Here is a 15,891-nt window from a genome sequence, read left to right on the forward strand (position 1 = left end):
AAGGAAGTATTTTACCATTGAATGTGTTGATATGATCGAAACTACCGCCCAATTGGAGGCGGCCTGCCAAGAGCTGGCCAAGTCGGAATTCATTACCATCGATACGGAATTCCTGCGAGAAACGACCTTCTGGCCGGAGCTGTGTTTGATACAGATGGCAAGCCCTACGACCGAAGTGCTGGTGGATCCGCTGGTCAAGGGGCTGGATCTGGCACCCTTCTTCGAACTGATGGCCAACCCATCGGTCTTGAAGGTGTTTCATGCTGCGCGCCAGGATATCGAAATCATTTTCCATCGCGGCAACCTCATTCCGCACCCGATCTTCGATACGCAGGTCGCGGCGATGGTCTGCGGCTTCGGCGATTCGGTTTCCTACGATCAGCTCGTCAGCCGCATCAAAAACGTCCATATCGACAAGTCCTCGCGCTTTACCGACTGGAGCCGGCGCCCGCTCTCGGAAAAGCAGCTCGACTATGCACTCGCCGACGTGACGCATCTGCGTGACGTCTATCTCTCGCTCAAGGAGCAATTGCAGCGCGAAGGGCGCGCCTCCTGGCTGCAGGAGGAGATGGCAATCCTCGAAGCGCGCGAGACCTACGACCTGCATCCGGACGATGCCTGGCAACGGCTGAAGATGCGGCTGCGCAAGCCGCAGGAACTGGCCGTCCTTAAATTCGTGGCCGCCTGGCGCGAACGCGAGGCCCGCGCCCGCAACGTCCCGCGCGCCCGCGTGCTGAAGGATGATGCGATCTATGAGATTGCGCAGCAGCAGCCGAAGGATACCGAAGCGCTGGCGCGTCTGCGTACGATCCCCAAGGGTTGGGAGCGCTCGGCCGCCGGCACGGCCGTGCTCGAGGCGATCAATGCGGCGCTGGCGTTGCCGAAATCGGAGATGCCGCATCCGCCGCGCCATCAGCAGGCGCCAGAAGGCACGGCTGCCGCTTCCGAATTGCTGAAGGTGTTGCTGAAGCTGATTGCGGAAAAGCATGGCGTCGCGCCGAAAGTAATCGCCAACAGCGACGATCTCGACAAGATCGCCGCCGAGGGCGAGAAGGCCGATGTCGCGGCCCTAACCGGCTGGCGTCGCGATCTTTTCGGCGAGACGGCTTTGCAGCTGATACAGGGGCAAGTGGCCCTGCGCTTCGTCGGCAAGCGGATCGAGACGGTCGCCCTCTAGCCGCGACATTCTCCTTTCCCGGCGCCTTGCGATTGCGTATGATTCGCGCATCGAGATAGCGGCCGCCATCACGATTGCGCCGCAAATCTCGTGGAATGAACGTCTTGTGTAATCGTTATCTTCGATGACGTTCCAGTTCGCCGGCGCAATCCCGCGTCGATGACAGGCGTCGTTTCTCGGCGGAAAAGTGAATGGACATCTTCCATTCGATGCGCAACTGGATCCTGACGTCGCTGTTCGTCGCTTCGACGGGCGTCATCTATGGCAAGCTATTCTTTCCGCAGGCACCGATGTACATCGGCGCGGTCTTCGCACTGTTCTGCGGCATGCCGCTGCTGGTCTTCGAACGCCGCATGATCCTGCCGCGGCTGAACGACTGGATGCATCGGCTGCCGACACCGGCCTTCATCCTTTCGGCCCTCGTCGTCGATTTCCTGCTGATGAGCGCCGGCTATGCCATGGCGGGCAGTATCATGAAGCTGCTCGGACTGGTCGATGGCTCCTGGAAAGACCTCACGCTGCTGAAGATTGATGTCTATCTCTACGCCGTCGTCGTGACCGCCATCGTCATTTTCATCGGCCGCGTGCGGGAGTTGCTCGGGCGCGACGTCTTCTCCAGCCTGTTGACCGGCCGCTACCGCAATCCGGTGCAGGAGGAGCGTGTCTTCCTCTTCATTGATCTCGTCGGCTCGACGGCTTTTGCCGAGGAACATGGCGACCTGAAAACGCAGGCATTCCTCGGCGCGGTGTTCGGCGCCATGGCTGAGCCGGTGCGGCGGCACAAGGGCGCGATCGACGACTATATCGGCGATGCCGCCATCATCACTTGGCCGCTTCAACGGGGCGTCAAGAATGCCAATTGCGTGCGCTGCGTCTTCAATATCCTCGACGATATCGAAAAGAACGCCGAGACTTGGCTGAAATCCTACGGCCGCGTGCCGCGTTTGCGAGCCGCTCTGCATGGCGGCAGCGTCGTAACGGCGGAAATCGGCGTCGACCATCACAAGATCGCCTATTTCGGCGACACGGTGAACACGACCGCAAGGCTGGAGTCTCTCTGCAAAACGCTGGAGCGCCAGGTGCTCATTTCCAGCGATCTTGCCAGACGGATGGAGCTTCCCGAAGAGATCATCAAGGAAGAGCTTGGCGAACATGCCGTTCGCGGCCGCGATCAGCACCTTGGCGTCATCGCCCTTCATAGGCAGAGCCGGGAGGCTCTCAAGGCGATCCGCAGCAGATTGTAGGCGGTGCAAAGCCAGGCTGCATTTCGAGATCGGCGCACGCCTGAGCTTCACATCTCACGGGTTGTCCACAGTCACCAAAACTTCACCTGGGCGTTAATTCGCCGACATGGCTCGCCTGTTAAGCGGGATTGTTTCGCCACTCCTCGCCAACAAGGTGACATGATGACCCGAATTCTTTCCGCCTCCACGGCACTCTTCATTCTGCTTGCCGCCTCGGCCCAGGCCGACGAGCAGCAATTCAAGGCAAAGCTCGTCGGCCAGGCCATCCTGCCGGCCAACACCATCACTGCCGCCCCCGCCGATGCGGCCGATTTCCTGAAAACCTCAGGCAAATTGACGACGCCGGATCGCAAGCGCACGGACGCACTTGGCACCGTGCCGGGCAAGGATGGCGCCCGCGTCACCGACCTGAAGCTGCCCTTCGCCGGCCAGCCGATCCAGGGCTTCTCCGGCATCAAGACCATGCCCGACGGCACCTTCTGGACGCTCTCCGACAACGGCTTCGGCTCCAAGCAGAATTCTTCCGACGCGATGCTTTTCCTGCATCAGCTGAAATTCGACTGGGACAACGGCAAGGTCGAGGTCGTCAAGAACCTGTTCCTGTCCGACCCGAACAAGAAGGCCCCCTTCCCGATCGTCATGGAAGGCGCCGACAAGCGGTACCTGACCGGTGCCGACTTCGACATCGAATCGATCCAGCCGGTTGCCGATGGCTTCTGGATCGGCGACGAATTCGGTCCCTACCTGCTGAAATTCGATACGAACGGCCAACTGACCGACGTCTTCGCAACGACGCTCGATGGCAAGCCGGTCATGTCTCCCGACAATCCGCTGATCCAACTACCGGGCAATCCGACGCAGAAGATGCCGGCCTTCAACCTGAAGCGCTCCGGCGGCTTCGAGGGTCTCGCCATGTCGAAGGACGGCTCCAAGCTCTACGGTCTGCTGGAAGGCGCAATCTACAAGGATGACGGCCAGATGGAGAGCGTCGACGGCAAGACGGCTATCCGTGTCATCGAATTCGACGTCGCCTCGAAGAGCTGGACCGGCCGCAGCTGGCTCTATCCTTTCGCGGACAAGGGCGTTTCGATCGGCGATTTCAACATGCTCGACGAAACGACGGCCCTCGTCATCGAACGCGACAACGGCGCCGGCACGAAGGACAAGGCCTGCGCCGATCCCAAGCAGCCGAAGCCGGATTGCTTCGAGGCCCCGGCCGAGCTGAAGCGCGTCTACAAGATCGAGTTCAGCGACGCCAATGTCGGCAGGTCCGTCCGCAAGATCGGCTATATCGACCTGCTGCGCATCGAAGATCCCGATTACAAGCGCCGCCAGGGTGGTGGCGAAGGCTTCTACGACATGCCCTTCGTCACCATCGAGAACGTCGACCGCGTCGATGTCACGCATATCGTCATCGGTAACGACAACAACCTGCCCTTCTCGGCAGGACGCGCCGTCGACAAGGCTGACGACAATGAGTTCAGCCTTCTTGAAGTGGGTGATTTCCTGAACGCGAAATAAGTCGCGGCGAAACGGCCTCTCCCTGTTTTGCGGGGAGAGGCTTCAAAACTCTATTCGAAGCGGAAGGCCAGGCGGCGATTGGTGAGCTTGCCGAGCTGCTGCAGCCGCCCATCCAGCCTCTCGCCGGCAAAATCGTGATACTCGGCTGGAACGACGAATTCGAGATCCACATCCGGGTTTGTCGAACGGCGAAACGACAGATTGCGGACGATGCCGGGCATCGAGGCCGAGAAGAGATAGACGACACGCAGCAGGCCGCCGAGCAGCTTGGCCCGCTCGATGTAGAGCGGGGTTGCGATCGTTGCGAGCGGCTCGGTCGCTCCGTCGTCGTTCAAGCCCTCGAAACGGTAGTAGTTGGCAAGCGCGATGAAAGCGCGGCCGGCATGGGTGATGCCGACAAAGGAGGTGTGGGCGATGATATTCAGCGCCTGCAGGCCGCGATAATCAGGATGGGCTCGCCAGCTGATGTCGGCAAGTAGGCACGCTGCCTGGCGATAACGGCTCTCTTCTTCGGTCTCGGTGATACCGAAAAAGGGCATCATCCGCCCGGTCCAATCGGCAAGCTCGCGGGCATGTTCCGGCGAACGCGCCCGCAGGATGGCAAGCTCGCCTGCTGCGGTGAGCAGCGGATCGCTGTTGCGCTCCGCTTCGGTCAGCAGCGAGTAGAGATACCCCTCGCGGACGCCCTGTGCGGAAAAGGAGATAACGGATGGCTTCATGGCCGTCAGCACTTCGCGCATCGCGACCGCGCCGAAGGGCAGCAGCGAACGGCGATGCTTGGAAACCGCCTGCAGAGCCGGGTCCTTCGAATCCTTCGATTCGACGATCTGATCCAGGAAGCGGATCATTTCATCGAGCTGCACTTCATAGCCCTGCATCATGTGCAGCGGATATTTGCGGATTTCCATGTGCAGCTTGGCTACGCTTCGCCATGTGCCGCCGACTGCATAGAAAGTGCGGCCCTCGCCCTTGCTCAACAGCTTCGCCGTCTTGACATGCTTGCGCGCGAAGCTGCGCGCCTTTTCGATCGAGCCGCCGGAATATTCGGACAGACGCAGGCCGCCGAGCGGCAGCGTGATGCCCTTGCCGATCTCCCGGTCCTTGATGTCGATCAGCTCCAGCGAGCCGCCGCCGAGGTCGCCGGCAATGCCATCGGGGTGGAAAAAGCCGCTGATAATCCCGAGCGCGGAGAAGCGTGCTTCTTCTTCGCCCGAAAGCACCCGCACCTTGCGCTGAAGAATGGCTTCGGCCTGGTGAATGAACTGCGGACCGTTGCTGGCCTCACGCGCTGCGGCTGTCGCCAGCACATAGATGGTGGATGCGCGTGCCTGATCGGAGAGCGCCTTGAAACGATGCAGCGCGGCCAGTGCCCGCGCCACGCTTTCCTCATCCATCTTGCCGGTGAGCGCTATGCCCTTGCCGAGGCCGCATAGCACTTTCTCGTTGAAAAGGATGGTCGGAGACCGCGAATGGCCTTCATAGACGACAAGACGGACCGAGTTCGACCCGATATCGACAACGGAGACAGGGGCAATACCCGGAAGGCGCCCCTGGGCTTCAGACTCAACCATGAAGGTCCATTTTATTTGTTGCGGCCCGACAGCAGTCCAGCGATGAGTTTCGGTGCACTGGATTTCAAGGCTTCACCACGACCCGACAGGCTGGGGTTGGTCATGAAATACTGCTGCGCATTAAATGGCTCTTTTCCCTGGCGCACTTCCATGCGCCGTGAAGTCCCGTCCGGCAATATCTCGTAGCTCTGCTGATTGTCAATGATATTGCCCAGCATGATCTGCGAAAGCACCTGTTCATGCACGGTCTTGTTGGTGAGCGGCACGAGGGTTTCGACGCGGCGGTCGAGGTTTCTCGGCATCATGTCGGCCGAGCCGATATAGACCAGCGCCTTGTCCGACGGCAGGCCATGACCATCGCCGAAGCAGAAGATGCGGCTGTGCTCCAGGAAGCGACCGACGATGGACTTGACCCGAATCCTTTCGGAAAGGCCGGGAATCTGCGGACGCAGGCAGCAAATCCCACGCACGACAAGCTCGATATCGACGCCGGCGTTGCTGGCGCGATACAGAGCGTCGATGATATCGGGATCGACGAGCGAATTCATCTTCATCCAGATCGCCGCCGGACGGCCGTTCCTGGCGTGCTCGATCTCGCCCTCGATATGCTGGAGGATGCGCGGACGCAGCGTATAGGGCGAGACCGCAATCTTCATGCCCTCCTCCGGCTCACCATAACCGGTGATGAAGTTGAAGATATTCGCCATATCATGAGCGATCGTGGGATCGCAGGTGAAGTAGGAAAGATCGGTATAGATCTTGGCAGTGACCGGATGGTAGTTGCCGGTGCCGAGATGGCAGTAGGTGCGCAGCTTGCCATCTTCGCGGCGCACGACCATGGACATCTTCGAATGCGTCTTGAGCTCGATGAAGCCAAAGACGACCTGCACGCCGGCGCGCTCCAGATCGCGCGCCCAGCGGATGTTGGCTTCTTCGTCGAAGCGGGCCTTCAGTTCCACCAGCGCCGTAACCGATTTGCCGAGATCGGCTGCATCGATCAGCGCGCGGACGATAGGGCTATCGTTCGACGTGCGGTAAAGCGTCTGCTTTATCGCCAGAACGTCAGGATCCCTAGCAGCCTGGAGAAGAAACTGGACCACCACGTCGAAGGACTCGTAGGGGTGGTGGACGACCATGTCCTTTTCGCGGATCGCGGCGAAGCAATCGCCGGCATGTTCGCGGACGCGCTCAGGAAATCGGGCATTATAGGGCTCGAAACGCAGATCGTCGCGTGGGGCCTTGCAGATTTCCGACAGCGTGTTGAGCGCGAGAAGGCCGGGCAGAACCGCGATGCGGTTTCCCGGAACGTTCAGCGACTCCACCACGAACTGGCGAAGCTCGAGCGGCATTTCGGAGTCCGTCTCGATGCGGATCACCGAGCCGCGGCGCCGCCGCTTCAGCGCGGTTTCGAAGAAGCGCACCAGATCCTCGGCCTCTTCCTCGACTTCGATATCGCTGTCTCGGATGATGCGGAAGGTACCGGAGCCCTGCACCTCATAGCCGGGATAGAGCCGGTGGATGAAGATGTTCACCACATCTTCGAGCGTGATGTAGCGGATGACGTTGCTGGCATCCGGCAGGCGCACGAAGCGGTCCAGCGCCGGCGGCAGGCGCAGCAGCGCCGTCATCGGCTCGCGACCGTTCATGCTTTTCAGCTGCAGCGCGATCGAGAAGCCGAGGTTCGGAATGAACGGGAAAGGATGAGCTGGGTCGATGGAGAGCGGCGTCAGGACCGGGAAGATCGCCTGTTCGAATTCGGTATGGAGCCACTGGCGATCGGCATCGGAAAGGGCAGCGGGGCGGACGATCAGAATATCTTCCTTGGCGAGATATTGCTGCAGGACGGCAAGCGAGGCCTGCTGCTCCATCTGCAAATTGTCGATCTCGCGCAGGATATCGTCGAGCTGCTCGGCGGGCGTCTTGCCGTCCGGGGTGCGCACGAGGATCTTCTGGCGGACCTGACCTTCGAGGCCGGCGACGCGTACCATGAAGAATTCATCGAGGTTGGCGGCGGAGATGGAGAGAAAGCGGACACGTTCCAGCAGCGGATGAGCGGTGTTCAGCGTCTCTTCAAGGACGCGGCGGTTGAACTGCAGCCAGGAGAATTCGCGGTTGATGAAGCGCTCCGGGCTGGTCATCAATTCGCTGACCGAAGGTGCGGCCTCTGGATTTTCCTGGTTGGCGTCCTGATGTTCCGTGAGTGCCGAGTCCATGTTCCACCTACCCTCTTTCCAATCCTGTGCCACGTATATCAGTTTGACGACGGAACTGTGACAGTCGGTGTCAGCTCAATCCGGCTGACCGGAATTGCCCAGTTCATTCAAGACCTCAGCGGCCAACTGGCGCGTGATCCTTGTGCCCCGCCCAAGTGCCAGCCGGTCCAGCCTGTCGACGATCATCTGCGCCGCGTTGAGTGAGCGCTCCATGCGGTTGACGATATAAAGGACGAGTTTGTCATCGATATAAAGCTGGCGGTCGGCAAAGAGCTTGACGATCACCTGCGACAGCAATTCCTCGTCCGGCTCGCCGATCTCGACCACCGTCGTCGCCTTCAGGCGGGAGCGCAGGTCGGGCAGCGTCACCGGCCATGACATCGGCCAGAGCCGGCTCGTCATCAGGAGACTGGTACCGTTTTCGCGGACGCTGTTGATGACATGAAAGAGCTCGGTATCGTCAAAACCGAGGCGATCCACGTCTTCGAAGATGACGGGGTCATTCGCCGCTGCGACGGCGGCATCGGAACCGGCCACCGGATGAATGTGGACTGCCCCGCACCGTTCGGCCCAGATGCTGGCAAGATGCGATTTGCCGGAGCCGACGGGACCGGCCAGAATGACGACCGGCGACGGCCAGTGCGGCCAGGAATCGACGATCTTCACCGCCGCGCTCAAGGGATCGGCGACGAGCAGATCGTCGCGCCCGTTTGCGGGATCATGCGTAAAGGCCAAGGGCAGCTGCTCGGCGGCCTTGCGCCTTAGATCAGCGTTCTTTGCGTCGGTCATGTCTAGCTATTCTCGGTCTTGCCGGTCTTGGCTCTGCGCGCCTTGCCCGCTTCCGAGCGTCCGTAATAGAGATCGCTCTGAAGGTAGCGCGAAAGGGCGAAGCGGACAAGAACGCCGCATGCGGCGGCCGCCGGAACCGCGATCAACAGGCCGACGAAACCGAAAAGAGCGCCAAAGGCAAAAAGGGCGAACATCAGCCAGACCGGGTGCAGGCCGACGCTTTCGCCGACGAGCTTCGGCTGCAATATGTTGCCTTCGAGGAATTGGCCGGTGAAGAAGACGGCGAGCGTCAGACCGACCCAAAGATAATCGGGCCAGAATTGAACGAGCGCAACCCCGACGGCCAGAACAAGGCCAACCAGCGAGCCGACATAGGGGATGAAGCTGATCATGCCGGCGAAGAGGCCAATCAGCAGGCCGAAGTTCAAGCCGACCAGCGACAGGCCGACACCATAATATACGCCGAGGATGATGCAGAGCGACCCCTGCCCCCGGATGAAGCCGGCGATCGCCTGATCGATCTCGCGAGCGATCTGGCGGACGGTGGCGACGTGATCGCGCGGTGTCCAGTCGTCCACCTTGGCGATCATACGATCCCAATCGAGCAGAATGTAGAAGGCGACAACAGGTGTAACGACCATCAGCGAGATGATGTTGACCAGCGCCTTGCCGGAGCTCCAGATCTGCGCAAACAGCCCGCCGATGAAGCTAAGCCCGTCGGACATGATGCTGGAGAAATTGTCCTTGATGGCTCCGAGCTGGTTGCGGATCCAGTCCGGCAGCACCATCGTCTGCGCTTTGGCGATCAGCTGCTGCACCTGCTGCACATAGGACGGTATGTGCTGGATGAAGTCGTTGAACTGGTTGATGATGATCGGAATGAAGATCGTGAGCGCCAGTGCGAAGATCAGCACGAAGGAGACGAGGATCACCACCGTCGCCATCAGGCGGCTGAGGCCGATCCGCTCCAGCCGGTCGGCGACCGGATCGAGGAAATAGGCAACCGCCATGCCAGCGATAAACGGCAGCAGGATCGTGCTGAAGATGTAGATGAAAGCGATAAAGACGACGAGCACGATCACCCAGAACGTGACTTGGCGCTTGAGGCTCGCCCCGCTGACCTTTTGCTCCATCGTCTTCCCCGTTGTCTCGCGCCCGTTTGCCGTGTGCTTAGGACATAGGATGACGCCGCAATTATGGTCAAGTCTGCGGCCGGAAATCTGCCTTGGGCGATGGGAAGCGGGGAAAATCGCAGGGTTTGCGGCGCTTGCGCCTTGCATAAAGGGCCCTATCATGCAATGGCGAGCCGATCAAAGCCCTGTCATAATGGACGGGCGGCCATCGGAGGCGGAAGCATGAGCCAGTCTGGAAAAAACGGTCTGACCTATAGCGACGCGGGCGTCGATATCGACGCCGGCAACCTGCTGGTCGAAAAGATCAAGCCCGCCGTCCGTTCGACGCGCCGGCCGGGTGCGGACGGCGAAATCGGCGGCTTCGGCGGCCTGTTCGACCTCAAGGCTGCGGGCTTCACCGATCCGGTGCTGGTCGCCGCCAATGACGGCGTCGGCACCAAGCTGAAGATCGCAATCGACGCCAATTATCATGATACCGTCGGGATCGACCTCGTGGCCATGTGCGTGAACGATCTGGTCGTCCAGGGCGCCGAGCCGCTCTTCTTCCTCGATTACTTCGCCACCGGCAAGCTCGACCCGGACCAGGGTGCGGCGATCGTCGGCGGCATTGCTGCCGGCTGCCGCGATGCAGGCTGTGCGCTGATCGGCGGCGAGACGGCGGAAATGCCGGGCATGTATTCCCACGGCGATTACGATCTGGCGGGCTTTGCCGTCGGCGCCGCCGAACGCGGCCAACTGCTACCTTCGGGCGATATTGCCGAGGGCGACATCATTCTCGGCCTCGCCTCGTCAGGCGTTCATTCCAACGGCTTCTCGCTGGTGCGCAAGATCGTCGAGCTTTCCGGCCTCGGCTGGGATGCGCCGGCGCCATTCGCCGAAGGCAAGGCGCTGGGGGAAGCGCTGCTGACGCCGACGCGCATCTATGTGAAGCCTCTGCTGAAAGCCATCCGCGAAACCCATGCCCTCAAGGCGCTTGCCCACATCACCGGCGGCGGCTTTCCGGAGAACATTCCGCGCGTGCTGCCGAAGCATCTGGCTGCCGAAATCGATCTTGCTGCGGTTAAGGCGCCGCCGGTGTTCTCCTGGCTGGCCAAGACGGGTGGCGTCGAAGCGAAGGAAATGCTGCGCACCTTCAACTGCGGCATCGGCATGATCGTGGTCGTCGCTCAGGAAAATGTCGATGCCGTGAAGGCCGTGCTTGAGGCTGAAGGCGAAGCCGTCGTTACGCTCGGCCGCATGGTCGCGCGCGAAGAAGGCGCTCCCGGCACCGTCTATAAGGGCACGCTCGCTCTATGACCACGCCGCGTAAACGCGTCGTCGTCTTCATTTCGGGCGGCGGCTCCAACATGCTGGCTCTTCTGAAGGCCACGAAGGCAGCGGACTACCCGGCCGAGATCGTTGGCGTCATTTCCGACAAGGCGGATGCCGGCGGGCTGGCAAGGGCTGCGGCTGAAGGCGTTGCAACATTCGCTTTCGTGCGCAAGGAGTTTGCCGGCAAGGAAGCCCATGAAGAGGCGATCCTTTCGCAGCTTGACGCCCTCTCGCCCGATATCATCTGCCTTGCCGGCTATATGCGGCTGCTTTCCGGCCGCTTCATCCAGGCTTACAAGGGCCGGATTATCAACATCCATCCCTCTCTGCTGCCGCTTTTCCCCGGCCTGCATACGCATCAGCGCGCCATCGAGGCCGGCATGCGCATTGCCGGCTGCACCGTGCATTTCGTCACCGAAGGCATGGATGAGGGCCCGGTCATCGGCCAGGCGGCCGTGCCCGTGCTCAGCGACGATACCGCCGATAGTCTCGCCGCCCGCGTGCTGACGGTCGAGCATCAGCTTTATCCGCAATCGCTGCGGCTGCTGGCGGAAGGCAAGGTCAGGATGGAAGACGGCAAGGCCGTGAGCCTTGGCAAAAACCCTGCTGTCGATGGACGGCAGATTTTGTCACTGCTTGGGGACGCAGGTTAAATAGGGAATTCTGTGGCTAAACGCCCCTTCATCCGCCCTTCGGGCACCTCCTCCCCAGGGGGAGAAGGGAGAAGCGCTTCAGGTGCTCCCATTTCAGCAAAGTCATCGCGTTTGGGGTTATGCGACTTCCTTTGAAGCGGAAGTCTAGTCTTCCCAGCAAAGTGCTTTTTGCCGGGATCGGCGTTTATAGCGACCGGATGAGGGGGAGCCAGATGTCTCACCCTCACAATCCTCCTCAAGCCGCAATCGCCATCAACGGGTGCAGCGTGCCGTCGCTATAGACGATGCGGCCGCCGCGGAAGGTGGCGCGGATGCGGTGAACCGAGCCGGGCTCGACGGCCACCAGATCGGCAAGCTGGCCGACGGCGATTTCGCCGCGATCCGTCAGACCGGCCGAACGGGCAGCATTGGAGGTTGCCGTTGCAACGGCCGCCGGCAGACCGCCAGCAACAATGTCGGCGATCTTGAAGATCGCCGGCACGAAGGCCGCCGGGTGATAATCGGCCGCGATGATGCCGAGCAGGCCCGAGCGCGCCGCATCGAGGGCGCTGAGATTGCCGGACATCGACTGGCCGCGAAGCGCGTTCGGCGCTCCCATCAGGGTCCAGAGACCGCGGCGGCGGGCTTCCTCCGCAGCCGGTCCCGTCACCGGAAATTCGCTGATCGTCACGCCGAGATCGTGCATCGCCGCCACCTTCTCGGCACTGTCGTCATCATGCGAGGCCAGCGACAGCTTGTGCTTCAGCGCGAGTTCGACCACCTCATGGAGCTTGCGCTCGATCTCAGGATCCTCGCGCTGCGCGATGCGCTGTGCGACCACTTCCTCGGCGGCCTCCCGCGACATGGAGCGGCGCTCTGACATGCTGCGGATGTAGCTTTCGATGTCGTTATACTGCCCCTGCCCCGGTGTATGGTCGGTGAGCGAAACCATATCGACGGAGCCTTCTTCCAGGAGCCGCTCCAGGGTCGGCGCCGCGTCGAGATTGGTGATTTCGTAGCGTGCATGGACACGGTGGTCGATCAGGAGCTCGTCGCGCAGGCTGCCGATGCCGCGGATCACTGCCGAGGTGGTTTCGAGCGAACGGACGTGGCCGTAGACGCTTTCGGTCGCAAAGGAGAGCGCGGCGAAGGCGGTGGTGACACCGGCCGCCGCCAGCTTCTTGTCCAGCTCGTGAATGCCGAAATCGATCGGCATCATCGCATTCGGACGCGGTGCGATCTCGCGCTCCACCATGTCACAGTGCAGATCGACGAAGCCCGGCATCAGCAAGCGGCCGCCGCCGTCGAAGATCGGATTTTCCACCGGATCCGAGCGGATTTCGGCAATCACGCCGTCCTCGATGCGCACCGCACCCTTCTCGACGACCTCATTGGGAAGAACGAGCGTGAAATTGCTGAGCCACATCGGCTTTCTCCTGAAACAGCGTCAATGAAGGAGGCTCGGAAACATTCGAATGTTTCCGGCCAGCACGCCCCGGTAAGCTTGATTCGTGACATTGTGATGAATGGGGAGCAGAGTTTCACAAAGCTTCCCCAAGGCAAAAGCTATTTCAGACTCGCGACATTCAAAACCGCCCATTGCAGCAGCATGATCGTCTTGGCGTCGGAGATATCGCCCTTCTCGATCATGACAATCGCATCGGACAGGCGAACCTCCAGGACCTCGATATCCTCATGCTCTTCCGCAAGCCCGCCGCCATCGGCGACACGGTCGGACGTGTCGATCACGGCGGCGAAGAAATGGATGACCTCGGTCGAGGAGCCGGGCGACGTCATCGATTTGAAGAGGAAGCGGATGTCGCGCACGCGAAAGCCCGTCTCCTCCATGGCCTCGCGTCGGATCGCCGCTTCCGGATCATCGCCGTCGAGCAAACCGGCTGGCACTTCGATCATCCAGGCTGGCTCGCCGACCAGCTGGGCCGGCAGACGATATTGCCGGACGAGTACCACGGTTTCATGGCTGGGATCATAGAGGAGAATGCAGGCGGCCGGCGTGCGATGATAGACCTCGCGCTTCAGCCGATGATTTTCGCCGCGCGAATCCGTGTAGTCGATCTCAAATGTGCTCAGCCGCGTCCATTGATCCGCCAGCGTCTCCTCGCTGACGATCTCGGCTTTCGCCTTTTCGAGTTTACTCATGCCACGTCCTTGCGAAGCCATACCTTGTTGTCGTGGACAGCCGCGCCGCCATAGGGCGCGACGGGATCGGCGCCGGTGAGTACGTTGATGCCCTCGCCGTCGACATGAGCCTTGTTCGGCCACAGCCCCTCGGCGATCAGCACGCCCGGCTTCACTTCCGCTGTCACGCGGGCGTGGAGGCGAATATCGCCTCGGCCATTGCCGATGCGGACCAACTCTCCATGGATGATCTCGAGTGCTTCGGCATCGGCCGGATTGATCATCACCTCAGGACGGCTTTCCTTCTGCCGCGATGTCTTCGTTTCCGCGAAACTCGAATTCAGGAAGTTGCGCGATGGCGAGGTCGCGAGCCGGAACGGATGCTCGGGATCGGCCACCTCGATGACATCGACCTGATCCGGAAACTCCGGCAGCTCGACATGCGGCCCGAGCAACCCGATCGAGGCCGGCGGGCGGTTCGGCGCCGGTTGATTGACCCAGTCCGGGCGGAAACGGAATTTCCCGTCGGGATGGGCGAAGCCCTTGATGAAATGGGCCTCCTCGAAATCCGGCTGGCGATCGAACCATTTGTGTTCGAGAAAATAATCGTAATCCGGCAGGCCGCTTCTGGACAGAACACGGTCGATCATCTCGCGAGCCGAAAAACCGAAGCCGGGGCGATCCGCAACGCCGAGACGCTTCGCCAGCTCCTCGATCACGAAGAGATTGCTGCGCACTGTCGGCGGCGGCTCCACAAGCTTCGGGCCGAGAAGGATGTGGTTCTGGCCGCCGGCACGATAGATGTCGTCATGCTCAACGAACATGGTGGCGGGGATGACGATATCAGCCATCTCGGCCGTATCGGTCATGAACTGCTCATGCACGGCGACGAAGAGATCGGAGCGGGCGAAGCCGCGCTTCACCAGCCGCTGCTCCGGCGCGATATTCACCGGATTGGTGTTCTGGATCAGCATGGCCGTGACCGGACCGCGATGGCGAAGCGCGACGGCATCGCCTGTCAGGGCGCGGCCGATCTGCGACTGATCGATCATGCGGATATCCTGATCCTTCATGGCGCGGCCGGTCAGTTCGCTCGCATCCATGCGGAAGATATCGCTGTTCGAATGGAAGGCGCCGCCGCCCTCATATTGCCAGGAGCCGAGCACCGTCGCGACCGAGGCTGCCGCATGCATGGCGATCGCGCCGTTGCGCTGGCGGGTAAAGCCGTAGCCGAGGCGGAAATAGGTCTTCTTCGTCGTCCCCACGAGCTTGGCGAAGGCTTCGATCTCGTCGACCGAAAGGCCGGTGATAGCGGCAGCCCATGCCGGGGTCTTTGATTTCAGGTGCTCTTCGAGGCCAGCGGGATCGTCAGCATATTTGGCCATGTACTCGCGGTCGGCATAACCGTCGCGGAAGGCGATGTGCATGACGGCGCAGGCAAGGGCCGCATCCGTGCCCGGCTTGACGATCAAGGCCATGTCGGCCTGCTTCATCGTCGGGTTGTCATAAATATCGATAACGACGATCTTGGCGCCGCGTTCCTTGCGGGATTTCACTGCATGGGTCATGACGTTGACCTGGGTAGCAACCGCATTCGTGCCCCAGATGACGACGCAATCGGTACGGCCCATCTCGCGTGGATCGGGACCACGCAGCACGCCGGTCGCCATGGTGAAGCCCGTCCAGGCCGGATTGGTGCAGATCGAGGAGAAGAAGCCGGAATAGCGCTTGGCATGGCGCAGCCGCTCGATGGAATCGCGCTGCACCCAGCCCATCGTGCCGGCATAGAAATAGGGCCAGATCGCCTCGCTGCCGTCCTTGGCTTCGGCCTTGATGAAAGCTTCGGCGATCTCGTCGAGTGCATCTTCCCAGGAAATTTCCTGCCAGCGCCCCTCGCCCTTTGCGCCGGCGCGGCACAGCGGCTTCATCAGGCGATCGGGATGGTAAAGCCGCTCGGCATAGCGCGCGACCTTGGCGCAGATGACGCCCGAGGTATAGGAATGATCGTTGGCGCCGCGAACCCGGCCGATCCTGCCGTCTTCCGTCAGATCGACCTCCAGCGCGCAGGTGGAGGGACAGTCATGCGGACAGGCCGTGTGGCCGACGCGCGATTTGGCTTGGATGGGGGTCGCAATGTTCATGATGTTTGTATATTTCAAGC

At 61.2% G+C, this 15,891-nt stretch carries 12 protein-coding genes; 5 read left to right on the forward strand and 7 right to left on the reverse strand.

The window, feature by feature from the left end; translation table 11 throughout:
• The first annotated feature begins 31 nt into the window (after positions 1 to 31).
• From rnd to FHT84_RS15030, 3 genes are all read left to right on the forward strand, one after another.
• A complete protein-coding gene (rnd, locus tag FHT84_RS15020) occupies positions 32 to 1,177 on the forward strand; it encodes a ribonuclease D (protein WP_112344131.1) in 1,146 nt (381 codons plus the stop codon).
• A gap of 191 nt (positions 1,178 to 1,368) precedes the next feature.
• Positions 1,369 to 2,421, forward strand: coding sequence for an adenylate/guanylate cyclase domain-containing protein (locus tag FHT84_RS15025; RefSeq protein ID WP_113250657.1), 1,053 nt, complete (start codon positions 1,369 to 1,371; stop codon positions 2,419 to 2,421).
• A 162-nt stretch (positions 2,422 to 2,583) separates the two neighbouring features.
• Positions 2,584 to 3,942 (forward strand): esterase-like activity of phytase family protein, encoded by a 1,359-nt coding sequence (locus FHT84_RS15030; protein WP_113250760.1) that lies wholly within the window; start codon positions 2,584 to 2,586, stop codon positions 3,940 to 3,942.
• Positions 3,943 to 3,992: 50 nt separating this feature from the next.
• On the opposite strand, the gene ppx is transcribed toward FHT84_RS15030, so the two are convergent.
• The 4 genes from ppx to FHT84_RS15050 form a co-directional block, all read right to left on the reverse strand.
• Entirely contained in the window at positions 3,993 to 5,513 is a 1,521-nt protein-coding gene (ppx, locus tag FHT84_RS15035; protein WP_113250658.1) for an exopolyphosphatase, read from the reverse strand.
• Positions 5,514 to 5,524: 11 nt separating this feature from the next.
• On the reverse strand, positions 5,525 to 7,726 hold the full coding sequence (locus FHT84_RS15040; RefSeq protein WP_113250659.1) for an RNA degradosome polyphosphate kinase: 2,202 nt from the start codon (positions 7,724 to 7,726) through the stop codon (positions 5,525 to 5,527).
• Positions 7,727 to 7,801: 75 nt separating this feature from the next.
• Positions 7,802 to 8,515: a DnaA regulatory inactivator HdaA gene (gene hdaA / locus FHT84_RS15045; RefSeq protein WP_113250660.1), complete on the reverse strand. Its 714-nt coding sequence runs from the start codon at positions 8,513 to 8,515 to the stop codon at positions 7,802 to 7,804.
• A 2-nt stretch (positions 8,516 to 8,517) separates the two neighbouring features.
• Positions 8,518 to 9,648, reverse strand: coding sequence for an AI-2E family transporter (locus FHT84_RS15050; RefSeq protein ID WP_113250661.1), 1,131 nt, complete (start codon positions 9,646 to 9,648; stop codon positions 8,518 to 8,520).
• A gap of 222 nt (positions 9,649 to 9,870) precedes the next feature.
• Here FHT84_RS15050 and purM point away from each other — a divergent pair, with 222 nt between their 5' ends.
• Together purM and purN are read left to right on the forward strand one after the other, a co-directional pair.
• Positions 9,871 to 10,944, forward strand: coding sequence for a phosphoribosylformylglycinamidine cyclo-ligase (purM, locus tag FHT84_RS15055; RefSeq protein WP_113250662.1), 1,074 nt, complete (start codon positions 9,871 to 9,873; stop codon positions 10,942 to 10,944).
• Entirely contained in the window at positions 10,941 to 11,612 is a 672-nt protein-coding gene (purN, locus tag FHT84_RS15060; RefSeq protein WP_112344124.1) for a phosphoribosylglycinamide formyltransferase, read from the forward strand. The genes purM and purN overlap by 4 nt, the downstream gene beginning before the upstream one ends.
• Positions 11,613 to 11,847: 235 nt before the next feature.
• Here purN and FHT84_RS15065 read toward each other — a convergent pair whose 3' ends face one another.
• The 3 genes from FHT84_RS15065 to FHT84_RS15075 form a co-directional block, all read right to left on the reverse strand.
• On the reverse strand, positions 11,848 to 13,017 hold the full coding sequence (locus FHT84_RS15065; RefSeq protein WP_113250663.1) for an alpha-D-ribose 1-methylphosphonate 5-triphosphate diphosphatase: 1,170 nt from the start codon (positions 13,015 to 13,017) through the stop codon (positions 11,848 to 11,850).
• 140 nt (positions 13,018 to 13,157) lie between these two features.
• Positions 13,158 to 13,751, reverse strand: a complete 594-nt coding sequence (locus FHT84_RS15070; protein WP_113250664.1) for an NUDIX domain-containing protein — start codon at positions 13,749 to 13,751, stop codon at positions 13,158 to 13,160.
• Positions 13,748 to 15,871 carry a molybdopterin oxidoreductase family protein gene (locus FHT84_RS15075; protein WP_246698543.1) on the reverse strand — a complete coding sequence of 708 codons (2,124 nt, stop codon included), beginning with the start codon at positions 15,869 to 15,871 and terminating at the stop codon, positions 13,748 to 13,750. Before FHT84_RS15075 ends, FHT84_RS15070 begins: the two co-directional genes overlap by 4 nt.
• Positions 15,872 to 15,891: the final 20 nt, after the last annotated feature.

The sequence above is a fragment of the Rhizobium sp. BK289 genome (assembly GCF_014193575.1).
Lineage (GTDB): Bacteria > Pseudomonadota > Alphaproteobacteria > Rhizobiales > Rhizobiaceae > Rhizobium > Rhizobium tropici_C.

What these genes read in the sequence shown, in the direction of transcription:
- rnd (WP_112344131.1), top strand. Translation starts at nt 32, where the DNA reads ATGATCGAAACTACCGCCCAATTGGAGGCGGCCTGCCAAGAGCTGGCC.
- FHT84_RS15025 (WP_113250657.1), top strand. Translation starts at nt 1,369, where the DNA reads ATGGACATCTTCCATTCGATGCGCAACTGGATCCTGACGTCGCTGTTC.
- FHT84_RS15030 (WP_113250760.1), top strand. Translation starts at nt 2,584, where the DNA reads ATGACCCGAATTCTTTCCGCCTCCACGGCACTCTTCATTCTGCTTGCC.
- ppx (WP_113250658.1), bottom strand. Translation starts at nt 5,513, where the DNA reads ATGGTTGAGTCTGAAGCCCAGGGGCGCCTTCCGGGTATTGCCCCTGTC.
- FHT84_RS15040 (WP_113250659.1), bottom strand. Translation starts at nt 7,726, where the DNA reads ATGGACTCGGCACTCACGGAACATCAGGACGCCAACCAGGAAAATCCA.
- hdaA (WP_113250660.1), bottom strand. Translation starts at nt 8,515, where the DNA reads ATGACCGACGCAAAGAACGCTGATCTAAGGCGCAAGGCCGCCGAGCAG.
- FHT84_RS15050 (WP_113250661.1), bottom strand. Translation starts at nt 9,648, where the DNA reads ATGGAGCAAAAGGTCAGCGGGGCGAGCCTCAAGCGCCAAGTCACGTTC.
- purM (WP_113250662.1), top strand. Translation starts at nt 9,871, where the DNA reads ATGAGCCAGTCTGGAAAAAACGGTCTGACCTATAGCGACGCGGGCGTC.
- purN (WP_112344124.1), top strand. Translation starts at nt 10,941, where the DNA reads ATGACCACGCCGCGTAAACGCGTCGTCGTCTTCATTTCGGGCGGCGGC.
- FHT84_RS15065 (WP_113250663.1), bottom strand. Translation starts at nt 13,017, where the DNA reads ATGTGGCTCAGCAATTTCACGCTCGTTCTTCCCAATGAGGTCGTCGAG.
- FHT84_RS15070 (WP_113250664.1), bottom strand. Translation starts at nt 13,751, where the DNA reads ATGAGTAAACTCGAAAAGGCGAAAGCCGAGATCGTCAGCGAGGAGACG.
- FHT84_RS15075 (WP_246698543.1), bottom strand. Translation starts at nt 15,871, where the DNA reads ATGAACATTGCGACCCCCATCCAAGCCAAATCGCGCGTCGGCCACACG.